Origin of the sequence: Kitasatospora sp. NPDC059817, from assembly GCF_042731835.1 — a bacterium.
Classification (GTDB): Bacteria; Actinomycetota; Actinomycetes; order Streptomycetales; family Streptomycetaceae; genus Kitasatospora.
Genome location: NZ_JBHWIR010000132.1, coordinates 6,171 through 21,823, shown reverse-complemented (window position 1 = coordinate 21,823; position 15,653 = coordinate 6,171). Strand labels below are relative to the sequence as shown.

Below are 15,653 nucleotides of genomic sequence, written 5' to 3'. Positions count from 1 at the left end.
GCGCGCGCCCCCCGCCCGCGCGCCGCGCCCGGGCGGCTGACGCGGCCGCAGAGGGCCGCGGGCCGCGCCGCGGCGCGCCGCGGGCGTGGAGGGGGAGCGCCGGGTCGGCTGAGCCGCCGGCCCTGCTGGGCATCCCGGCCGTTCCGGCGGGGCCTCAGGTGCCCGACGCGGTGGACCGGCGCAGGCCGAGGCTGACCGCCAGCGCGCCCAGGGCGGCCACCAGCGCGAGCCCGGTGCCGATCAGCAGGGTGCCGTCCGTGACGTTGCCGAAGGTGCCGATCGCCCAGGCGCCGAGGCCGGTGCCCGCGTACATGGTCGAGGTCAGCCACGCGCTGGAGGTCGCGCGCAGCTCCGGGGCGATGGTGCCGGCCAGCGTCTGCTGGTCCGTCACGAAGCCTCCGGAGGCCAGGAACCACACCACCACGCCGGCCAGGGCGAGGACCAGGCCGGGCCCCTTGGCCGCCAGCGCGACGCCCGCCGCCAGCAGCACGCCCCACAGCGGCAGCATCGGCAGGTCGGAGCGCCCGGCGGTCCTGGCCCGGTCCCCGAGCCGGCCGCCCAGCAGCGAGCCGACCAGGCTGCCCGCACCGACCAGCACGCCCACCAGGCCCAAGGCCTGCACCGACAGGTCGAAGCGCTGCACCAGCACCGCGCCGAGGAAGGTGTAGGCGCCCAGGTTGGCCGTGTTGAACACCGTGTTGACCAGCAGGGCGCGCCGCAGCGTCGGGTCGGCCCAGCCCGCCAGGATCGCCCGGACCGCCCCCACCTGCGGCGCGGCCGCCTGCGCCGAACGGCGCTGGACCTGGCTCAGCAGCAGCGGCACGGCCGCCGCGGTGCCGATGGTCAGCGCCCAGAACGCCGACCGCCAGCCGGCCAGTCCGGCGAGGAAGCCGCCGAGCGGCACGCCGATCACCTGGCCGCAGGAGAACAGCGCCATGCCCAGGCCGAGGGCCCGCCCGCGCACCGACTCCGGCGCGGTCTCGGCGATGTGCGCCCAGATCGCCGGCCCGGCCGCGGCCGCCGCCAGCCCGGCCACCGCGCGGGAGACGACCAGCAGCGTCAGCCCGGTGGAGAGGGCGGCCGCCGCGTTGGACACGACGAACAGCAGGGTGCCCGCCACCAGGGTGCGGCGGCGGCCGAACCGGTCGCTCAGCAGCCCGAGGAAGGGCGCCGCGACGGCGTACACCAGCACGTAGGCGGTGACGCTGGAGGCGGCGGCCGCCTCGGTGGTGTGCACCGAGTCCGCGATGGTCGGCAGCAGCGGCGACACCAGGAAGGTCTCCGTGCCGAACAGGAACAGCAGGAGGAACACTCCCGCGTAGCGCCACCGTTCGAAGGCCTGGGCCGGCGCCAGGGGCGGGACGTCCTCGGCCTGTTCGGGCCGGGGCGGGTCGGAGATGCTGCTCACAGCGATCACCACCTTGTCGTGCGAGGGAGCGGCCGGGCCTTCGGACGGCAGGCGGAAGCGGCCGCGACGGGAGGGCAGGAGTCCGATGCGGCCATCCTGCGGACGGCCCTCGCGGCCAGCCAGACAGGCGGTCATCCTGTGACCCCAGGTCACAGGCTGCCGCCCTGGTCCGGCCGGTGGCACGGCGGCCGACCACTGACCGACCCCGCCGCCGCCCGCCGCCTCGCAGGTCGGCCGAGGGTGGTCGCGATCACCAGGGAAGTGAGGTTAGGCTAACCAAACTTGATGGCTGGTCGAGGGTGAGGGCGGTGCCGGGGATGCACAGTCAGGGTGAGCCGGGGCGGGCGCGGACACGGGACGGCCGGGAGCTGTTCTACATGCGGCGGCCGGGGCCCGGCGGCGAGGGCGTGCCGACGGTCGTGCTGGAAGGCGGGCTCGCCTCCAGCCGCTCGTACTGGGCGCCGGTGCAGCTCCGGCTGGACGGGGTCGCGGCCACGGTGGCGTACGACCGCAGCGGGCTCGGCCGCAGCGCGCCGGACCCGGCGCCGCGCCCGCTGCGCCGCCTCGCCGAGGACCTCAACGACCTGCTCGACCACCTCGACCACCTCGGCGGCCTCGGCCCCGGGCCGTTCGTCCTGGTCGGGCACAGCTGGGGCGGGCCGATCGTCCGGATCGCCGCCGCGGCCCGCCCTGAGCGGATCGCGGGCCTGGTGCTGGCCGACCCGACGGACGAGTCCTGCGACCTGGTGTTCGCGCCCTCGGTGCGCCGCCAGGAGCGGATCGGGCAGGCGGTCAGCATGCTGCTGGCCCGCACCGGCCTGCTGGCCCGGGCCTTCCGGCCGATGCTCGACGCCCTGCCGGCGGACGCCGCGGCCGAGATGCGCGAGGAGGGGTTCACCGTCTCCACCATTCGCACCCGGGGGGCCGAACTCGGCTCAGTAGTGGCGGACTTGACCGCCATGAAGGAGAACCCGCCGGCCCTCGGCGGCATCCCGCTCACGGTGGTCTCGGCGGTCCGGACCTCGACCGGCATGGGCCCGAAGGTCCGGGAGGCCGTGAACGCCTCCCATGCTTACCGCGTCGGCCGGGCCGAGGCCGGCCGCCACGTACTGGCGGCCGACGCCGACCACATGGTGCCGACCAGCGACCCCGACATCCTGGCGCGCGAGATCCGGCGGATCGTCGAAGGTCGGTCACTGCCTAAGACTTGACTATTCGTCAGTTACTGATGATCTCCAAGCTGGCGACGATGCCCGGAACGCCGCCGGGGTAGGTGTTGCCGCCGAGGTAGAAGGTGTGGCCGTCCGGGGCGAGTGCCAGGCCGGTGGCGAGTTCCACCTTCTGCGGGTTCACCGTCTCGGCGGGGACGAGCGCGTGGGCCTCGGTGTCGTAGGAGAGGATCACGCTCTCGTAGTGGTAGCCGGGAGGGGTGGGTCCGCCCGGGGTGACGAAGACGGTCGACTTGGAGATGAAGTACAGGCGGCTTCCGTCCGGGCTGACGACCGGGTAGCGGAGGTCGGTGTTGCCCGGCGCGAAGTGGAAGTTCTCGGTGACGGTGTCGGTCTCGGTGTCGACGAGGTAGTCGCTCTCGTAGCCGCCGAGGCCGTACAGCGTGCTGCCGTCGGGGCTGAGCACCGCGCCGCCGGAGGCGCCGTGTCCGGCGGTGAGGGTGCGGACGGTGGTGAGCGAGGTGGGCGTGGCGGCCAGGTGGACCAGGCCTGCTCCGGTGGTGACGTACAGGTCCTGGCCGTTGGGGCGCAGGACGATCGAACCGACGCTGAAGTCGGTGACGCCGACGGAGGCGGTGAAGGCGCCGGCGGTGGTCGAGTAGGCGAGGACCCGGGCGGGCTGGAAGCCCCAGCGCTGCCGTGGCCCGTTCTGGGCCAGGTAGACGCCGGCGCCGTCCGGGCTGACCACGAGGGAGCTCGGTGAGCCGTCCACGTACCCGTCGGGGTGCGGCTGGACCGGGAGCAGGACGTCGGCGGCCACCGTGTCGCTGTCGGTGTCGATGGTGACCAGGTGCTGCGCCCCCACGGTCGCGTACAGCCGCGTGCCGTCGGGGCTCATCGCCAGCGCGCCGACGAAGGAGTTCGCGTCGGTGGAAAGGGTGAGCCGGGCGGTGATCCCGCCGGTCCGGGTGTCGACGACCTTGACCACGGGCGTGCCGCGGGGGTCGTCGGTCACCCCGACGTAGGCCTTCGTGCCGTCCGGGGTGACGGCGGTCGTCGGGTACGCGTACCCCACCGGGACGACCTGGGGGGCCGTGGTGGTGGCGGGCTGTGCGGTGGCGATCCCGGTTCCGGTGGTCAGCAGCAGGCCGACCGATGCCGCGGTGCCCAGCCAACGGGCCCTTGCCATGAGCGACTTCACGAAATCCTCCCCTGCGACACACGATGCGTCCGCATCGGCGGGAGCCAGAGTATGGGGCGGGGAAGGCGAGTTGGGCGCCGATGACGCAGTCGACGATTCGGCGTAGACGCCATGGCGCCCATGCCTACGGCACATGACGGGGCGCGTGACGGGGCACACGGCGGGCGCGACGCTGCCCGGATCGCCGCCGCTCAGCGCATGACGCGGCCCCGCTCAGCGCGTGAGCCCCGCTCAGCGCACGAGGCGGCCCCGGTGCCGGGGAATCCGTGCACCGGGGCCGCCTCGTCGTGCCGTCGTGCCGTCGTGCCGTCGTGCCGTCGTCCGGCGGCCCGCGGTGGCGACGTGTGGCCGTCCGTGCGTACGGAACGCGTCAAGATGTCCGGCGGCGGCAACCGGGTGGGCCGGAACGACCGTCCACGCCATCAGAAGCACTGATCGATCGTCAGGGGAGCCCGGCCGTCGGGCCGGACTGCCCCTGGCGCGGCATCGTCGTAGGGCGACGTCCGGCAGGCGCCGTCCGAGTCCGCGTCCGACCGACCACCACATGGGGGAACGCTCATGACACAGCTGCTCATCGAAGAGAACTTCCAGCACCTCGACGGCCAGGACGTGGAGTCGCTGATCGAGGCCCTCGCCGAGTTCGGTCTGAACGCGGAGCCCACCCAGCCCCGCACGGGGACCCGAAACGGCGAGTGGGCGCTCGTCCTGCACTGGCTCGGGGGCGACATCGGGCCGATCACCGAGGACGCCGTGACGACGGCGCTCGTCATGGCGGTGACAGAGGTGCTGGGCCGGGCGCACTCGGCCGGGCCCGGCGGGACCAGCGTGCGGCGCCGCACGCTGCCGGTCCGCATCGACATCCGCGGACGTACGGGAGAGCTGATCACGTCCGTTGCGGTGCCGGGCGCGAAGGCGGCGCCGTCGGCTGCGTCGTGATGGCACGGCAGGGCCGCGGTGGCCGGGCGGCGTGCCGCAGCCGGCCCCGTCGCCTCCCGCGGCTGAAGCGCGGTGGCGGTCGGCTGGAGGTGGCCGACCCGCTCGAACGCTGCTGTACGGGCGCTCCGAGGCGGCCCGCCATCCTCGGCGGATGCGCTGCTCACTGCTCGGTTCCTGCCTGCGCTCGCTGCTGCGAGGCCTGATCGCCCTCGGGCAGCTGTCGGGGTACGCCCCGCCGGTCGCGCCGCCGCCTCCCGCTGGTCCCGGGCCGGGCCACCCGGAGCGGCTCCGCCCCGACCTGCCGCTCAGCGACGTCGAGAGGGAGCTGCGCAGGCAGCTGCGCGACATCTCCGGTGGACCGGTGCCGCGCGACTTCTGACCCCTTCGGGGCCGGACGGTCAGGAGTTGCTGGACACCGCCTCGGGGGCGGCCGAGCGGGCGCGGAGCGATGGTGATGGCGTGCCCCGCGGGGCGACGCGTCGCAGCAGCGGCCCGGTCATCAGGGTCGTGACGAGGGCCATGACCACCATCGCGCTGAACATCCGGGTGTCGATGACGCCGAGCCGGTGGCCCACGTTCAGGATGACGAGCTCGGTGAGGCCTCGGGCGTTGAGCAGGATGCCGAGGGCGGCCGCCTCCCGCCTGGTCGAGCCGGTGAGCCGGGCAGCGGCGGCGGCACCGGCGAACTTGCCGACGCAGGCCGTCACCAGCACCGCGGCCACGATGACCAGGCCGTGCCACCCGATGCCGGTCAGGTCGACGGCCAGCCCCGTGACCGTGAAGAAGGCCGGCAGCAGGAGGAGGCCGGCCTGCTCGATGCGCTCCGGGACCTCGGGCGCGAGGGCGTCGATCCGGTCGCGGGGCACCGCCGCGCCGAACATGAAGGCGCCGAAGACGGCGTCCAGGCCGATCTCGCCGGTGACCCAGGCGGAGAGCAGTGTCCCGGTGACGAGGACGGCGTGGATCCACGGTCCGCCGACGGCGCGGCGCCGCTCCGGCGCCAGCAGCCAGCCGAGGGCGGGGCGGACGACGCAACCGAGGACGAGCACGACGACGACCGTGTTCAGCGCCAACCGTCCGAGCGCCCAAGGGCTCTGGGCGTTCACCACGGCCACTACCACGGCCAGCGCACACCACGCGAGGAAGTCCTGCAGGGCGGCGCAGGCGAGCGACAGGGTGCCGAGCGGATCCTGGTGCATCCCGCGTTCGGCGATGATCCGGGCGAGGACGGGGAAGGCCGTGATGGACATCGCCGTCCCCAGGAACAGGGCCGGGCCCAGCCAGCCGGTGGTTCTCAACTGGGAGGCGTCGAACCAGGGTTGGAGCAGCACCGCGAGGCCCAGGCCGAGCGCGAAGGGCAGTGCGACGGAGCTGAGCGACACCGCCGTCACCCGGCGCCCGGCGCCCCGCAGATGGGCGGTGTCGAACCGGTACCCCACGATGAACATGAAGAAGACCAGGCCGAGTTGGGAGAGCACCCGCAGATGGGGCTGGACCTCGGGGGGGAACAGGACGGCGTCCAACCGTCCCGGGAGCAGACCGATCAGGCTGGGCCCGAGGGCGACCCCGCCGACGATCTCACCCATGACGGCGGGCTGGCGCAGCCGGACGGCCAGTCTCCCGCAGACGAACGCGGTGCCGAGGATGACGGCCAGGGCGACGAGCACACCGCCCGCCGTCGCCGCCTCGGTCGGCCCGGCGGCCGACAGTTGATGCGGATCGATCAGTGGAGTCATCACGCTCTACCTCTTCGCTCGGTGCCCCGGTGAGGGCGGCTGCCAGGCCGGTACGGGAAATGGGGTGACGTACCGGGAGGGGGGGGAGGGCGCCGGTCACCGCCCGGTGGAGCCGAGCAGATCGGTCCGCAGCCGGACGGGCGAGGTGCCGAAGGCGATCCGGCGCAGCATCGCGCCGTAGAGCGGGGTCTTGGACACCAGAGCCGCCGTCCGCGGGCGGATCGCCGAGGAGAGGCGCCCGGTGGAGAGCATCATCCGGCTCTGGATCCGCTGGATCCGGGTGATCCGGTCCACCTCGGGCCTGCGCAGCGCTGTGTACCGGTCGAGCCGGGCCGCGCCGGCGTCGGCGCTGCGCACCGCCTCGACCAGGACGGGGTGAGCCGCGACGGCGTCCCGAATGGCGAGGTTGATGCCCTGCGCGCCGATCGGGCTGTGGGTGTGGGCGCTGTCGCCGATCAGCACCAGCCCGTCGCGCACCCACTCCTCGGCGCTGCCGGAGAAGACGTCGAGCAGGGACAGGTCCCCGAAGCCGGTGATCTCCTCGCGGATGCGCTCGGCGTACTCCGGTGCGGCGTGGCACAGTTGCTCGATGATGTGGTCGGCTCCCCGGTCGGCCAGCCGACGGAAGCCGCCGTGCGGGAGCGTCCAGCCGAGCTGGAGCGAGTCGGGCACCGAGGAGTAGCTCAGGACCGGATTGCCGCCGGCCCGGAAGACCCGGACGTCCCGCGTGTGCCCGGTGCTCCGCTGCGGCGCTCCGCTCAGCCGGAACCAGAGGACGTCCTGGCTGAACAGCTCCTGGCGCCGGTAGCCGAGGCCGGCGTGGGGGGCGATAAGCGAGACGCGCCCGGCCGCCGCCACCACCCCCCGCGCCCGGCTCCCCTGCTCGCCCGCCCCGCCGGGCCCGGCGGCGACCGCCCCGCGGACGACGCCGCCCTCCTCCACCAGCCCGCTCGCCCTGGTGCCCGCCAGGTAGCGGAAGCCGTCGTGCCGTGCGCAGGCGGCCAGCAGCTCGGCCAGCAGGTGGCGTTGTGGCAGGCTCAGCAGGCAGTTGTACGGTCCGGGCAGCCGTCGGTAGTCACCGTTGATGAGGATCCGGCCGCGCTCCTCCAGCAGGAAGCGTTGGTGCTCGACGGCGCCGTGTGCCCGCGCCGGGCGGAGGACGCCCAGCTCGTCCAGCAGTGCCTGGCCGCCGGGCTGGAGGATCTCGCCGCGGTACGTCCGGTCCAGCGAGCGGCTGCGTTCCAGCAGGGTGACCCGCACGCCGGAGCGGACCAGGAGCAGGGCGAGCGTCAGCCCGGCGGGGCCGCCGCCGACCACGCAGATGTCGGTGTCGATGTCCATGCGACCAGAGGCTAGGGAGCACTCCTCAACGCCGGTTCGCGCGGCGGGCCGCGCGGCAGGTGGACGGCGGCTCGAATCCGCCGCGAGGGCGGGAGCCGACGATCGGTGCCGGCGGATTTCTTCTCACGGACAGGAGGCGATCGGGTATGTCGGATGCGGAGCGGGGGAGCAGCGGTGTCAGGTGAGGACGGGCGGTGCCGCGTGGTGGTGACCGGGATGGGGGTGGTGGCCCCCGGCGAGGTCGGCACCAAGGCGTTCTGGGAGTTGCTGACCGCGGGCCGGACGGCGACCCGGACGATCTCGACGTTCGACCCGTCGCCGTTCAGGTCCCGGGTGGCCGCCGAGTGTGATTTCGATCCGGTGGCCAGTGGTCTGACCCAGCGTCAGATCCGGCAATGGGACCGCACCGCGCAGTTCGCCATGGTGGCGGCGCGCGAGGCACTGGCCGACTCCGGGGTGTCGGGGTCGAACGATCCGCTCCGCACCGGGGTGATGGCCGGGACGGCGTGCGGGATGACGATCAGCCTCGACCGCGAGTTCGCCGTGGTCAGCGACGAGGGCCGGCGGCAGCTGGTCGACGACGCCCATGGTGTGCCCTATCTGTACGACTACTTCGTGCCGTCCTCGATGGCGACCGAACTGGCCTGGCTGGTGGAGGCCGAGGGGCCGGTGGGCGTGGTCTCGACCGGGTGCACCTCCGGTATCGACGTGATCGCCCACGCCTGCGACCTGATCCGTGACGGCGAGGCGGACGTGATGCTGGCCGGTGCGTCGGACGCGGCGATCTCTCCGATCACGGTGGCCTGCTTCGACGCGATCAAGGCGACCTCGCCGCGCAACGACGAGCCGGAGAGCGCCTCGCGGCCGTTCGACCTGACCCGCAACGGCTTCGCCCTCGGCGAGGGCGCGGCGATGTTCGTCCTGGAGGAGCGCGAGCACGCGCGCCGACGCGGCGCGCACGTCTACGCCGAGGTCACGGGGTACGCCGGGCGCTGCAACTCCTACAGCATGACGGGGCTGCGGCTGGACGGGAACGAGATGGCGGAGGCGATTCGGGTCGCGCTCGACCGGAGCCGGATGAATCCCGAGGACATCGCGTACGTCAACGCGCACGGCTCGGCCACCAAGCAGAACGACCGGCACGAGACGGCCGCGTTCAAACGGAGCCTCGGCGGGCACGCCTACCGGGTGCCGGTCAGCTCGATCAAGTCGATGATCGGGCACTCGCTGGGCGCGGTCTGTGCCCTGGAGTTCGCCGCCAGCGCGCTGGCGATCGAGCACTCGGTGGTTCCGCCGACGGCCAATCTGCACGTGCCCGATCCCGAGTGCGATCTGGACTACGTGCCGCTGGTGGCCAGGGAGCAGCGGGTGTCCACGGTGCTCAGCGTGGCCAGTGGTTTCGGTGGCTTCCAGAGCGCGATCGTGCTGGCCGAGCCGGAATGGAGCGGGGCATGACGAAGGTCGTGGTGACCGGTATCGGCGTGGTGGCGCCGAACGGCTGGGGTGTGGAGGAGTACTGGGAGGCCACGCTGGCCGGCCGTTCGGGCCTCGGCCCGGTGACCCGCTTCGACTCGGCCGGCTACCGGGCGCACGTGGCCGGTGAGGTGAACTTCCGGCCGGAGGACCATCTGCCGAGCAGGCTGCTGCCCCAGACCGACCACATGACCAGGCTGGCGCTGGTGGCGGCGGAGGAGGCCCTGGCCGACGCGGGGGCGGACCCGGCGACGATGCCGGACTTCGCCGCCGGGGTGGTCACGGCCGCCTCCGCCGGCGGGTTCGAGTTCGGGCAGCGGGAGCTGACGGCGCTGTGGAGCAAGGGCCCGGCATACGTCAGCGCGTACCAGTCCTTCGCCTGGTTCTACCCGGTCAACACCGGGCAGATCTCGATCCGGCACGGCATGCGGGGCCCCGGCTCGGCGCTGGTGGCCGAGCAGGCGGGCGGGTTGGACGCACTGGCCAAGGCGCGGCGGCACGTCCGGGAGGGCACCGCGTTGATGCTGGCGGGCGGGGTGGACGGCTCGCTCTGCCCGTGGTCGTGGCTCTGCCTCACCCGCAGCGGCACGGTGAGCCCGGAACGGGACCCACGGCGGGCCTTCCTGCCGTTCGACGCCGACGCGTCGGGCGGGGTGCCGGGGGAGGGCGGTGCGCTGCTCGTCCTGGAGGATCCCGAGCGGGCGGCCGGGCGCGGGCAGCGCCGCCACTACGGGGAGGTGGCCGGCTACTCGGCCACCTTCGACCCGCGCCCCGGTTCCGGGCGTCCGCCCGGGCTGCGGCGGGCGATCGAGGCGGCGCTGGCCGACGCCGGGGCCGGCCCGTCCGACATCGACGTGGTCTTCGCCGACGCCAGCGGGGTGGCCGAGCGGGACCGGGCGGAGGCCGAGGTGCTGAGCGCGGTGTTCGGACCGCGCGGGGTGCCGGTGACGGCGCCCAAGACGATGACCGGCCGGCTGCTCGCCGGGGGTGCCCCGCTGGACGTGGCCGCGGCGCTGCTGGCCATGCGGGACTCGGTGATCCCGCCCTCCGTCCACCTCGGACGGCCCGCCTTCGGTGAGCTGGACCTGGTGGGGGATCGGCCGAGGCCGTCCCGGCTGGGGAGCGCGCTGGTACTCGCCCGTGGGCACGGCGGGTTCAACAGCGCGCTGGTGCTGACGGGTTGCTGACCGACCGCTGACCGACTTCCGACCGACTGCGGGCGAGCCGCGGAAGCGGCCGCCGAAGAACCGACCGACGATCGACCGACGATCGACCGAACTGAGGAAACGCCATGGCAGAGTTCACCCTTGACGATCTGATCACCACGCTGCGCGAGGCCGCGGGCGTCGACGAGGGCGTCGACCTCGACGACGTCCTGGACGTGCCCTTCGAGGCCCTGGGCTACGACTCGCTGGCGCTGTTCAACACCGTCAACATGATCGAGCGGGACCGGAGCATCGCGCTGCCGGACGACGTCGTGGTCGAGGCCAGGACCCCGCGGCAGCTGCTGGCCGCGGTCAACCTGAGCCTGACCCAGGTGGGTTGAGCGTGTGCGGCATCGTTGGGGCGGTCGACTTCGACGCCTCCCCCGAGCAGCGCCGTGATCTGCTGCAGGCGATGACGGACACCATGGCCTGCCGAGGTCCGGACGCCGAGGGGCTCTGGTTCGGCCCGTGGGTCGGCTTCGGCCACCGCCGGCTGGCGGTGATCGACCCGGCGCACGGGCAGCAGCCGATGACCGCCCGGCACCGGGGCCGCGGCGCGGCGATCACGTTCGCCGGCGAGGTCTACAACTTCCGTGAGTTGCGCGCCGAGTTGATCGCGCTCGGCCACCGGTTCCGGACGGCGTGCGACACCGAGGTGGTGCTCCGCGGCTACCTCCAGTGGGGTGCCGCGCTGGTGGACCGGCTCAACGGCATGTACGCCTTCGGCATCTGGGACGAGCAGGCCGAGGAACTGCTGCTGGTCCGCGACCGGATGGGCGTCAAACCGCTGTACTACTACCCGACAGACACGGGCGTGCTGTTCGGCTCGGAGCCGAAGGCCGTCCTCGCCGACCGCGCGGTGCCGCGCAGGGTCGGCGCGGAGGGGCTGTGCGAGGCGCTGGACATGGTCAAGACGCCCGAGGCGGCCGTCTTCTCCGGGATGCGCGAGGTCCGGCCCGGCCAACTCGTCCGGGTCGGGCGCACCGGGGTGCGCCGGCACACCTACTGGCGGCTGGAGGCCCGTGAGCACACCGACGACCTGTCCGCGACCATCGGGACGGTGCGGGAGCTGCTGTCCGACACGGTCGCGCGCCAGCTGGTCTCGGACGTGCCGCTGGGCTGCCTGCTCTCCGGAGGCCTCGACTCCTCGGCGGTGACGGCGCTGGCGGCCCGGTCGGGGCCGGTGCGCTCGTTCTCGGTGGACTTCCGGGGCGCGGCGGACGGCTTCGCCCCGGACGCGGTGCGCCAGGCGCCGGACGCGCCGTTCGTCCACGACCTGGCCCGGCACGTGGGTGCGGAACACCGCGAAGTCCTGCTGGACAGCGGCGATCTGACGGATCCGGCGGTGCGCGCCGCGGTGCTGCGGGCCACCGACCTGCCGCCCGCGTACTGGGGTGACATGTGGCCCTCGCTGTACCTGTTCTTCCGGGCGGTGAAGCGGGAGTGCACGGTGGCGCTGTCCGGCGAGGCCGCGGACGAACTGTTCGGCGGCTACCGCTGGTTCCACAACCCGCTGGCCCTGCGCGCCACCACCTTCCCCTGGCTCACCTCGGGTTCGGCACGCTACTTCGGCGGCCGCTCGCTGTTCCAGCAGGGACTGCTGGACAAGCTCGACCTCGACGGCTACCGGGCCGCGCGGTACTCGGAGGCGCTCGCCGAAGTGCCGGTGCTGCCGGGGGAGTCCGCCGATGACCGTCGGATGCGCGAGATCACCTATCTCAACCTGACCCGGTTCGTGCAGACCCTGCTCGACCGCAAGGACCGGATGAGCATGGCGGTGGGCCTGGAGGTTCGGGTGCCGTTCTGCGACCACCGGTTGGTGGAGTACGTCTTCAACGTGCCGTGGGCGATGAAGTCCTTCGACGGCCGGGAGAAGAGCCTGCTGCGCGCGGCCGTCGCCGACCTGTTGCCGCGGTCGGTGGTCGAGCGGGTCAAGACCCCGTACCCGGCCACCCAGGACCCGGGCTACGAGGCCGTGCTGCGCGCCGAACTCGCCCGGCTGCTGCGCGACGCGGACGCCCCGGTCCTGCCGCTGCTGGACCTCGGGCGGGCGCGGGCGGTCGTCGACCGGCCGCTGGGCGCGGTGAGCCGCCCGTACGACCGGGGGAGCCTGGAGCTGGTGCTCTGGCTCAACTCCTGGCTCACGGAGTACGAGGTCACGTTGGACCTGTGAGATCCGCGGTGCCACTGTCGCCCGCGACCGACGGGGGCAGTTCGTCGGCCAGCGCCGCCCGAAGGCCACGCAGCACTCGCAGCGTGGCCTTCAGGTCGTCCGGGTCCAGTGGCGAGGCCAGGTGTTCCAGCCAGCGCCGCTCGGCCGGCTCCAGCAGGGCGAGTGCGTCGGCGCCCTTCGCGGTCAGCGAGACCAGCGGTGCGCGCCGGTCCGCCGGGTTGGGGCTGGTGGTGGCGAGGCCGTCCTCGACCAGTTTGACCACGGTCTGCTGGACGGCCTGGCGGCGCAGCCCGCGCTCCCGCGCGAGGTGCGCGGCGCTGTGCGGACCGTCTGCCAGCAGGCCGAGGACCTGCCATCGCGCGGAGGTCAGCCCGAACCGGCCGGACAGCCCGTCGCCCGCGCGCAGCAGGGCGCCGTTGACGGCGAACAACTCGGTGGTGATCTCGCTCAAGGTATCTGCCACGGGGGAGAGGTCGGTCATGACGGAAGCCTAATCGCAGCACGCTCGCGCGATTTCGACAAGAGCTTGTCATTTACTCGAGGTGGGCACTACCCTCAAATTGACAAGAGCTTGTCGATTTTGTGTGTCGGGCCCGGGTTGTGCGGTCGTCCGGCACCGCACGGCGGGCCGACCGAAACCGCATGGAGAAACAGGACATGGCAAACCTCGCCTCGCAGACCGACGAGGCCGTCGCGGACGACGCCGGCCCGGCCGGCTTCACCCACCGCCAGATCATCACGGCCCTCACCGGACTGCTGCTGGCAGTCCTGCTCGCCGCACTCGACCAGACCATCGTCTCGACCGCGCTGCGCACGATCGGCGACCAGCTGCACGGGCAGACCGTCCAGGCCTGGGTCATCACCGGCTACCTGGTCAGCTCCACGATCGCGATGCCGTTCTACGGCAAGCTCTCCGACATCTACGGCCGCAAGCCGCTCTACCTGGCGGCGATCGTGGTCTTCATCGTCGGGTCGGCGGCCTGCTCGCTGGCGAACTCGATGGAGACGCTCGCCGTCGCCCGCGTGGTCCAGGGACTCGGCGGCGCCGGGCTGATGTCGCTGCCCACGGCCGTCATCGCCGACCTCGCCCCGGTGCGGGAGCGCGGCCGGTACTTCTCCTACCTGATGATGGCGTGGGTCGCGGCCAGCGTGCTCGGCCCGCTGGTCGGCGGGCTGTTCGCGGGCGCCGGCGAGATCCTGGGGGTGACCGGCTGGCGCTGGGCCTTCCTGATCAACGTGCCGCTCGGGCTGGTTGCGCTGCTGAGCGTGCGCAAGGCACTCAACCTGCCGCACCAGCGGGTGAACCACCCGATCGACTACCGGGGCGCCGTCACCCTCGCGCTCTGGCTGGTGCCGCTGCTGGTCGTCGCCGAGGAGGGCCTCGACTGGGGCTGGGGTTCGGGCCGTTCGCTGGTGCTGTACGCCGTCGCCGCGCTCGGCCTGGTGCTGTTCGTCCTGGCGGAGCGGGCCCGGGGCCTGGAGGCGATGGTCCCGCTGCGGCTGTTCAAGCGGGGCGGGATCACCCTGGCCACCGCAGTCAACTTCACCATCGGTGTCGGCATCTTCGGTACGGTCTCCACCCTGCCGCTCTACCTCCAGCTGGTGCAGGGCCGCACCGCCACCGTGGCCGGGCTGGTGATCATCCCGCTGATGACGGGCGCGATCATCTCCCAGATGGTCTGCGCGAAGATCATCAAGAAGACGAACCGGTTCAAGAAGCCCGCCATCGTCGGGCTCGGTTCGATGGCCGGCTCGCTGCTGGGGCTCTCCACGGCCGGCGCCGACACCCCGCTGTGGGTGGTGGTGGTGCTCACGGCGTGGCTCGGCCTGGGCATCGGGCTCTCCCAGACGGTCATCACCCTGGCCATCCAGAGCGCGGCGCCCCAGTCCGAGCTGGGCGTGGCCAACGCCGCCTCCGGCCTGTTCCGTCAGCTCGGCGGCACGGCGGGCGCCGCGGTCTTCATGTCGGTGCTGTTCGGCGTCGCGGCCGGCCGGATCGGCGGTGACCTGAACGGTGACGAGGCGGTGCGCCAGGCGCTCTCGGACCCTGCCACGAGCGGTGGCCTCGCGGCCCGCACGATCGACGCCTTCGCCGCCGGCTTCCAGACGATGTTCCTGGTCGGCGGCCTGATCCTGGCGGTCGGCTTCGTGCTCACCTTCCTGCTGCGGGAGCTGCGCGACGAGGAGTGACCGCGCGTCCGAGGCAACCCGCGTACCCCTGGTCCCGCTCCCGGGCCAGGGGTACGCGGCGTACCCGACGGCGACTCGAACGCGCCCGACGAGCATGGGGACACCGCACCGGACTGCCGAGAGTGGAGACCCCATGCCCACCATGCCCCTACCCCTGCCCGAGGACCTCGCCGGCGACTGCGTCGACGGCCCGACCTTCCTGTCCATCATGGGCGCGCTGCCCACCGGAGTGACCGTGGTGACCACCCTGGGCGCCGACGGCGAGCCGTACGGGTTGACCTGCTCCGCGGCGTGCAGCGTCTCCAAGACGCCGCCGCTGCTGCTGGTCTGCATCCATCGGGAGAGCCGGGTGCTGCGGGCCGTGCTGGACCGCGGCGAGTTCGTGGTGAACGTGCTGCGCGGTGGTGGTGAGGACACCTCCGCGCTGTTCGCCTCGGCCAGTGGCGACCGCTTCAGCGGCGTCCGCTGGGAGCCCAGCCGGCTCGGTGGCCTGCCCACCGTGCCGCTGGACGCCGTCGCGCACGCCGAGTGCCGGGTCGCCGCGGCCCTCGACGCCGGCGACCACACGATCGTGATCGGTGCCGTCGTGGACGGTGCCGCCCGGCCGGAGGTGCCCAGCCCGCTGATGTACTGGCGCCGCTCCTACGCCCGCTGGCCGGTCGAGGAGGACCCGAGGACCGTCGCGCTGACCCTGGCGGCCGAGGGCTGAGCGGCGCGCCGACGACGGAAGGGGGCGCGGGCGGGGTTCCTCGCCCCGGGCCCGGCCCCCCCCGGGCCCGCCGGCCGCCCCCCCCCTCGGCCGGGGGGAGGGGCTCGATGCC

At 73.3% G+C, this 15,653-nt stretch carries 14 protein-coding genes; 9 read left to right on the top strand and 5 right to left on the bottom strand.

The features are described 5' to 3' along the window. Positions 1–154 precede the first annotated feature (154 nt). The gene (locus ACFV61_RS25120; protein ID WP_380493998.1) at positions 155–1,408 is read right to left on the bottom strand and encodes an MFS transporter; all 1,254 of its coding nucleotides are present in this window, start codon (positions 1,406–1,408) and stop codon (positions 155–157) included. Positions 1,409–1,725: 317 nt separating this feature from the next. Here ACFV61_RS25120 and ACFV61_RS25115 point away from each other — a divergent pair, with 317 nt between their 5' ends. Continuing rightward, on the top strand, positions 1,726–2,619 hold the full coding sequence (locus ACFV61_RS25115; protein ID WP_380493996.1) for an alpha/beta fold hydrolase: 894 nt from the start codon (positions 1,726–1,728) through the stop codon (positions 2,617–2,619). Between the two features lie 7 nt (positions 2,620–2,626). Here ACFV61_RS25115 and ACFV61_RS25110 read toward each other — a convergent pair whose 3' ends face one another. Then, positions 2,627–3,766, bottom strand: coding sequence for a WD40 repeat domain-containing protein (locus ACFV61_RS25110; protein ID WP_380493994.1), 1,140 nt, complete (start codon positions 3,764–3,766; stop codon positions 2,627–2,629). A gap of 570 nt (positions 3,767–4,336) precedes the next feature. Between ACFV61_RS25110 and ACFV61_RS25105 the strand changes: the two genes are divergently transcribed. Further along, positions 4,337–4,714 (top strand): hypothetical protein, encoded by a 378-nt coding sequence (locus tag ACFV61_RS25105; protein ID WP_380493992.1) that lies wholly within the window; start codon positions 4,337–4,339, stop codon positions 4,712–4,714. Between the two features lie 151 nt (positions 4,715–4,865). Further along, positions 4,866–5,093 (top strand): DUF6059 family protein, encoded by a 228-nt coding sequence (locus ACFV61_RS25100; protein WP_063346347.1) that lies wholly within the window; start codon positions 4,866–4,868, stop codon positions 5,091–5,093. Positions 5,094–5,112: 19 nt separating this feature from the next. Here the strand turns inward: ACFV61_RS25100 and ACFV61_RS25095 are convergent, their stop codons facing one another. Beyond that, on the bottom strand, positions 5,113–6,450 hold the full coding sequence (locus ACFV61_RS25095) for a cation:proton antiporter (RefSeq protein WP_063346346.1): 1,338 nt from the start codon (positions 6,448–6,450) through the stop codon (positions 5,113–5,115). Positions 6,451–6,546: 96 nt separating this feature from the next. After that, positions 6,547–7,791, bottom strand: coding sequence for an FAD-dependent monooxygenase (locus tag ACFV61_RS25090; protein WP_380493990.1), 1,245 nt, complete (start codon positions 7,789–7,791; stop codon positions 6,547–6,549). Positions 7,792–7,944: 153 nt separating this feature from the next. Between ACFV61_RS25090 and ACFV61_RS25085 the strand changes: the two genes are divergently transcribed. The 4 genes from ACFV61_RS25085 (at position 7,945) to asnB (ending at position 12,642) form a co-directional block, all read left to right on the top strand. Continuing rightward, positions 7,945–9,246 carry a beta-ketoacyl-[acyl-carrier-protein] synthase family protein gene (locus ACFV61_RS25085; protein ID WP_380493988.1) on the top strand — a complete coding sequence of 434 codons (1,302 nt, stop codon included), beginning with the start codon at positions 7,945–7,947 and terminating at the stop codon, positions 9,244–9,246. Next, positions 9,243–10,451, top strand: a complete 1,209-nt coding sequence (locus ACFV61_RS25080) for a ketosynthase chain-length factor (protein ID WP_063346343.1) — start codon at positions 9,243–9,245, stop codon at positions 10,449–10,451. Before ACFV61_RS25085 ends, ACFV61_RS25080 begins: the two co-directional genes overlap by 4 nt. A gap of 104 nt (positions 10,452–10,555) precedes the next feature. Continuing rightward, positions 10,556–10,810, top strand: coding sequence for an acyl carrier protein (locus ACFV61_RS25075; protein WP_063346342.1), 255 nt, complete (start codon positions 10,556–10,558; stop codon positions 10,808–10,810). Between the two features lie 2 nt (positions 10,811–10,812). Then, positions 10,813–12,642, top strand: a complete 1,830-nt coding sequence (gene asnB / locus ACFV61_RS25070) for an asparagine synthase (glutamine-hydrolyzing) (protein WP_380486362.1) — start codon at positions 10,813–10,815, stop codon at positions 12,640–12,642. On the opposite strand, the gene ACFV61_RS25065 is transcribed toward asnB, so the two are convergent. After that, entirely contained in the window at positions 12,626–13,123 is a 498-nt protein-coding gene (locus ACFV61_RS25065) for a MarR family winged helix-turn-helix transcriptional regulator (RefSeq protein ID WP_063346340.1), read from the bottom strand. The genes asnB and ACFV61_RS25065 overlap by 17 nt on opposite strands. Before the next feature lie 176 nt (positions 13,124–13,299). Between ACFV61_RS25065 and tcr3 the strand changes: the two genes are divergently transcribed. After that, on the top strand, positions 13,300–14,832 hold the full coding sequence (gene tcr3 / locus ACFV61_RS25060) for a tetracycline efflux MFS transporter Tcr3 (protein WP_380345791.1): 1,533 nt from the start codon (positions 13,300–13,302) through the stop codon (positions 14,830–14,832). 133 nt (positions 14,833–14,965) lie between these two features. Then, complete coding sequence (ctcQ, locus tag ACFV61_RS25055) at positions 14,966–15,541, top strand: flavin reductase CtcQ (protein ID WP_380379901.1); 576 nt, start codon at positions 14,966–14,968, stop codon at positions 15,539–15,541. The last annotated feature ends 112 nt before the right edge of the window (positions 15,542–15,653 follow it).

Bases quoted from the DNA above. Each gene is read 5' to 3' on its own strand.
- ctcQ (WP_380379901.1), top strand. From the start codon at position 14,966: ATGCCCACCATGCCCCTACCCCTGCCCGAGGACCTCGCCGGCGACTGC.
- ACFV61_RS25095 (WP_063346346.1), bottom strand. From the start codon at position 6,450: ATGACTCCACTGATCGATCCGCATCAACTGTCGGCCGCCGGGCCGACC.
- tcr3 (WP_380345791.1), top strand. From the start codon at position 13,300: ATGGCAAACCTCGCCTCGCAGACCGACGAGGCCGTCGCGGACGACGCC.
- ACFV61_RS25080 (WP_063346343.1), top strand. From the start codon at position 9,243: ATGACGAAGGTCGTGGTGACCGGTATCGGCGTGGTGGCGCCGAACGGC.
- ACFV61_RS25090 (WP_380493990.1), bottom strand. From the start codon at position 7,791: ATGGACATCGACACCGACATCTGCGTGGTCGGCGGCGGCCCCGCCGGG.
- ACFV61_RS25105 (WP_380493992.1), top strand. From the start codon at position 4,337: ATGACACAGCTGCTCATCGAAGAGAACTTCCAGCACCTCGACGGCCAG.
- ACFV61_RS25065 (WP_063346340.1), bottom strand. From the start codon at position 13,123: ATGACCGACCTCTCCCCCGTGGCAGATACCTTGAGCGAGATCACCACC.
- ACFV61_RS25110 (WP_380493994.1), bottom strand. From the start codon at position 3,766: ATGGCAAGGGCCCGTTGGCTGGGCACCGCGGCATCGGTCGGCCTGCTG.
- ACFV61_RS25115 (WP_380493996.1), top strand. From the start codon at position 1,726: ATGCACAGTCAGGGTGAGCCGGGGCGGGCGCGGACACGGGACGGCCGG.
- ACFV61_RS25075 (WP_063346342.1), top strand. From the start codon at position 10,556: ATGGCAGAGTTCACCCTTGACGATCTGATCACCACGCTGCGCGAGGCC.
- ACFV61_RS25100 (WP_063346347.1), top strand. From the start codon at position 4,866: ATGCGCTGCTCACTGCTCGGTTCCTGCCTGCGCTCGCTGCTGCGAGGC.
- ACFV61_RS25085 (WP_380493988.1), top strand. From the start codon at position 7,945: ATGCGGAGCGGGGGAGCAGCGGTGTCAGGTGAGGACGGGCGGTGCCGC.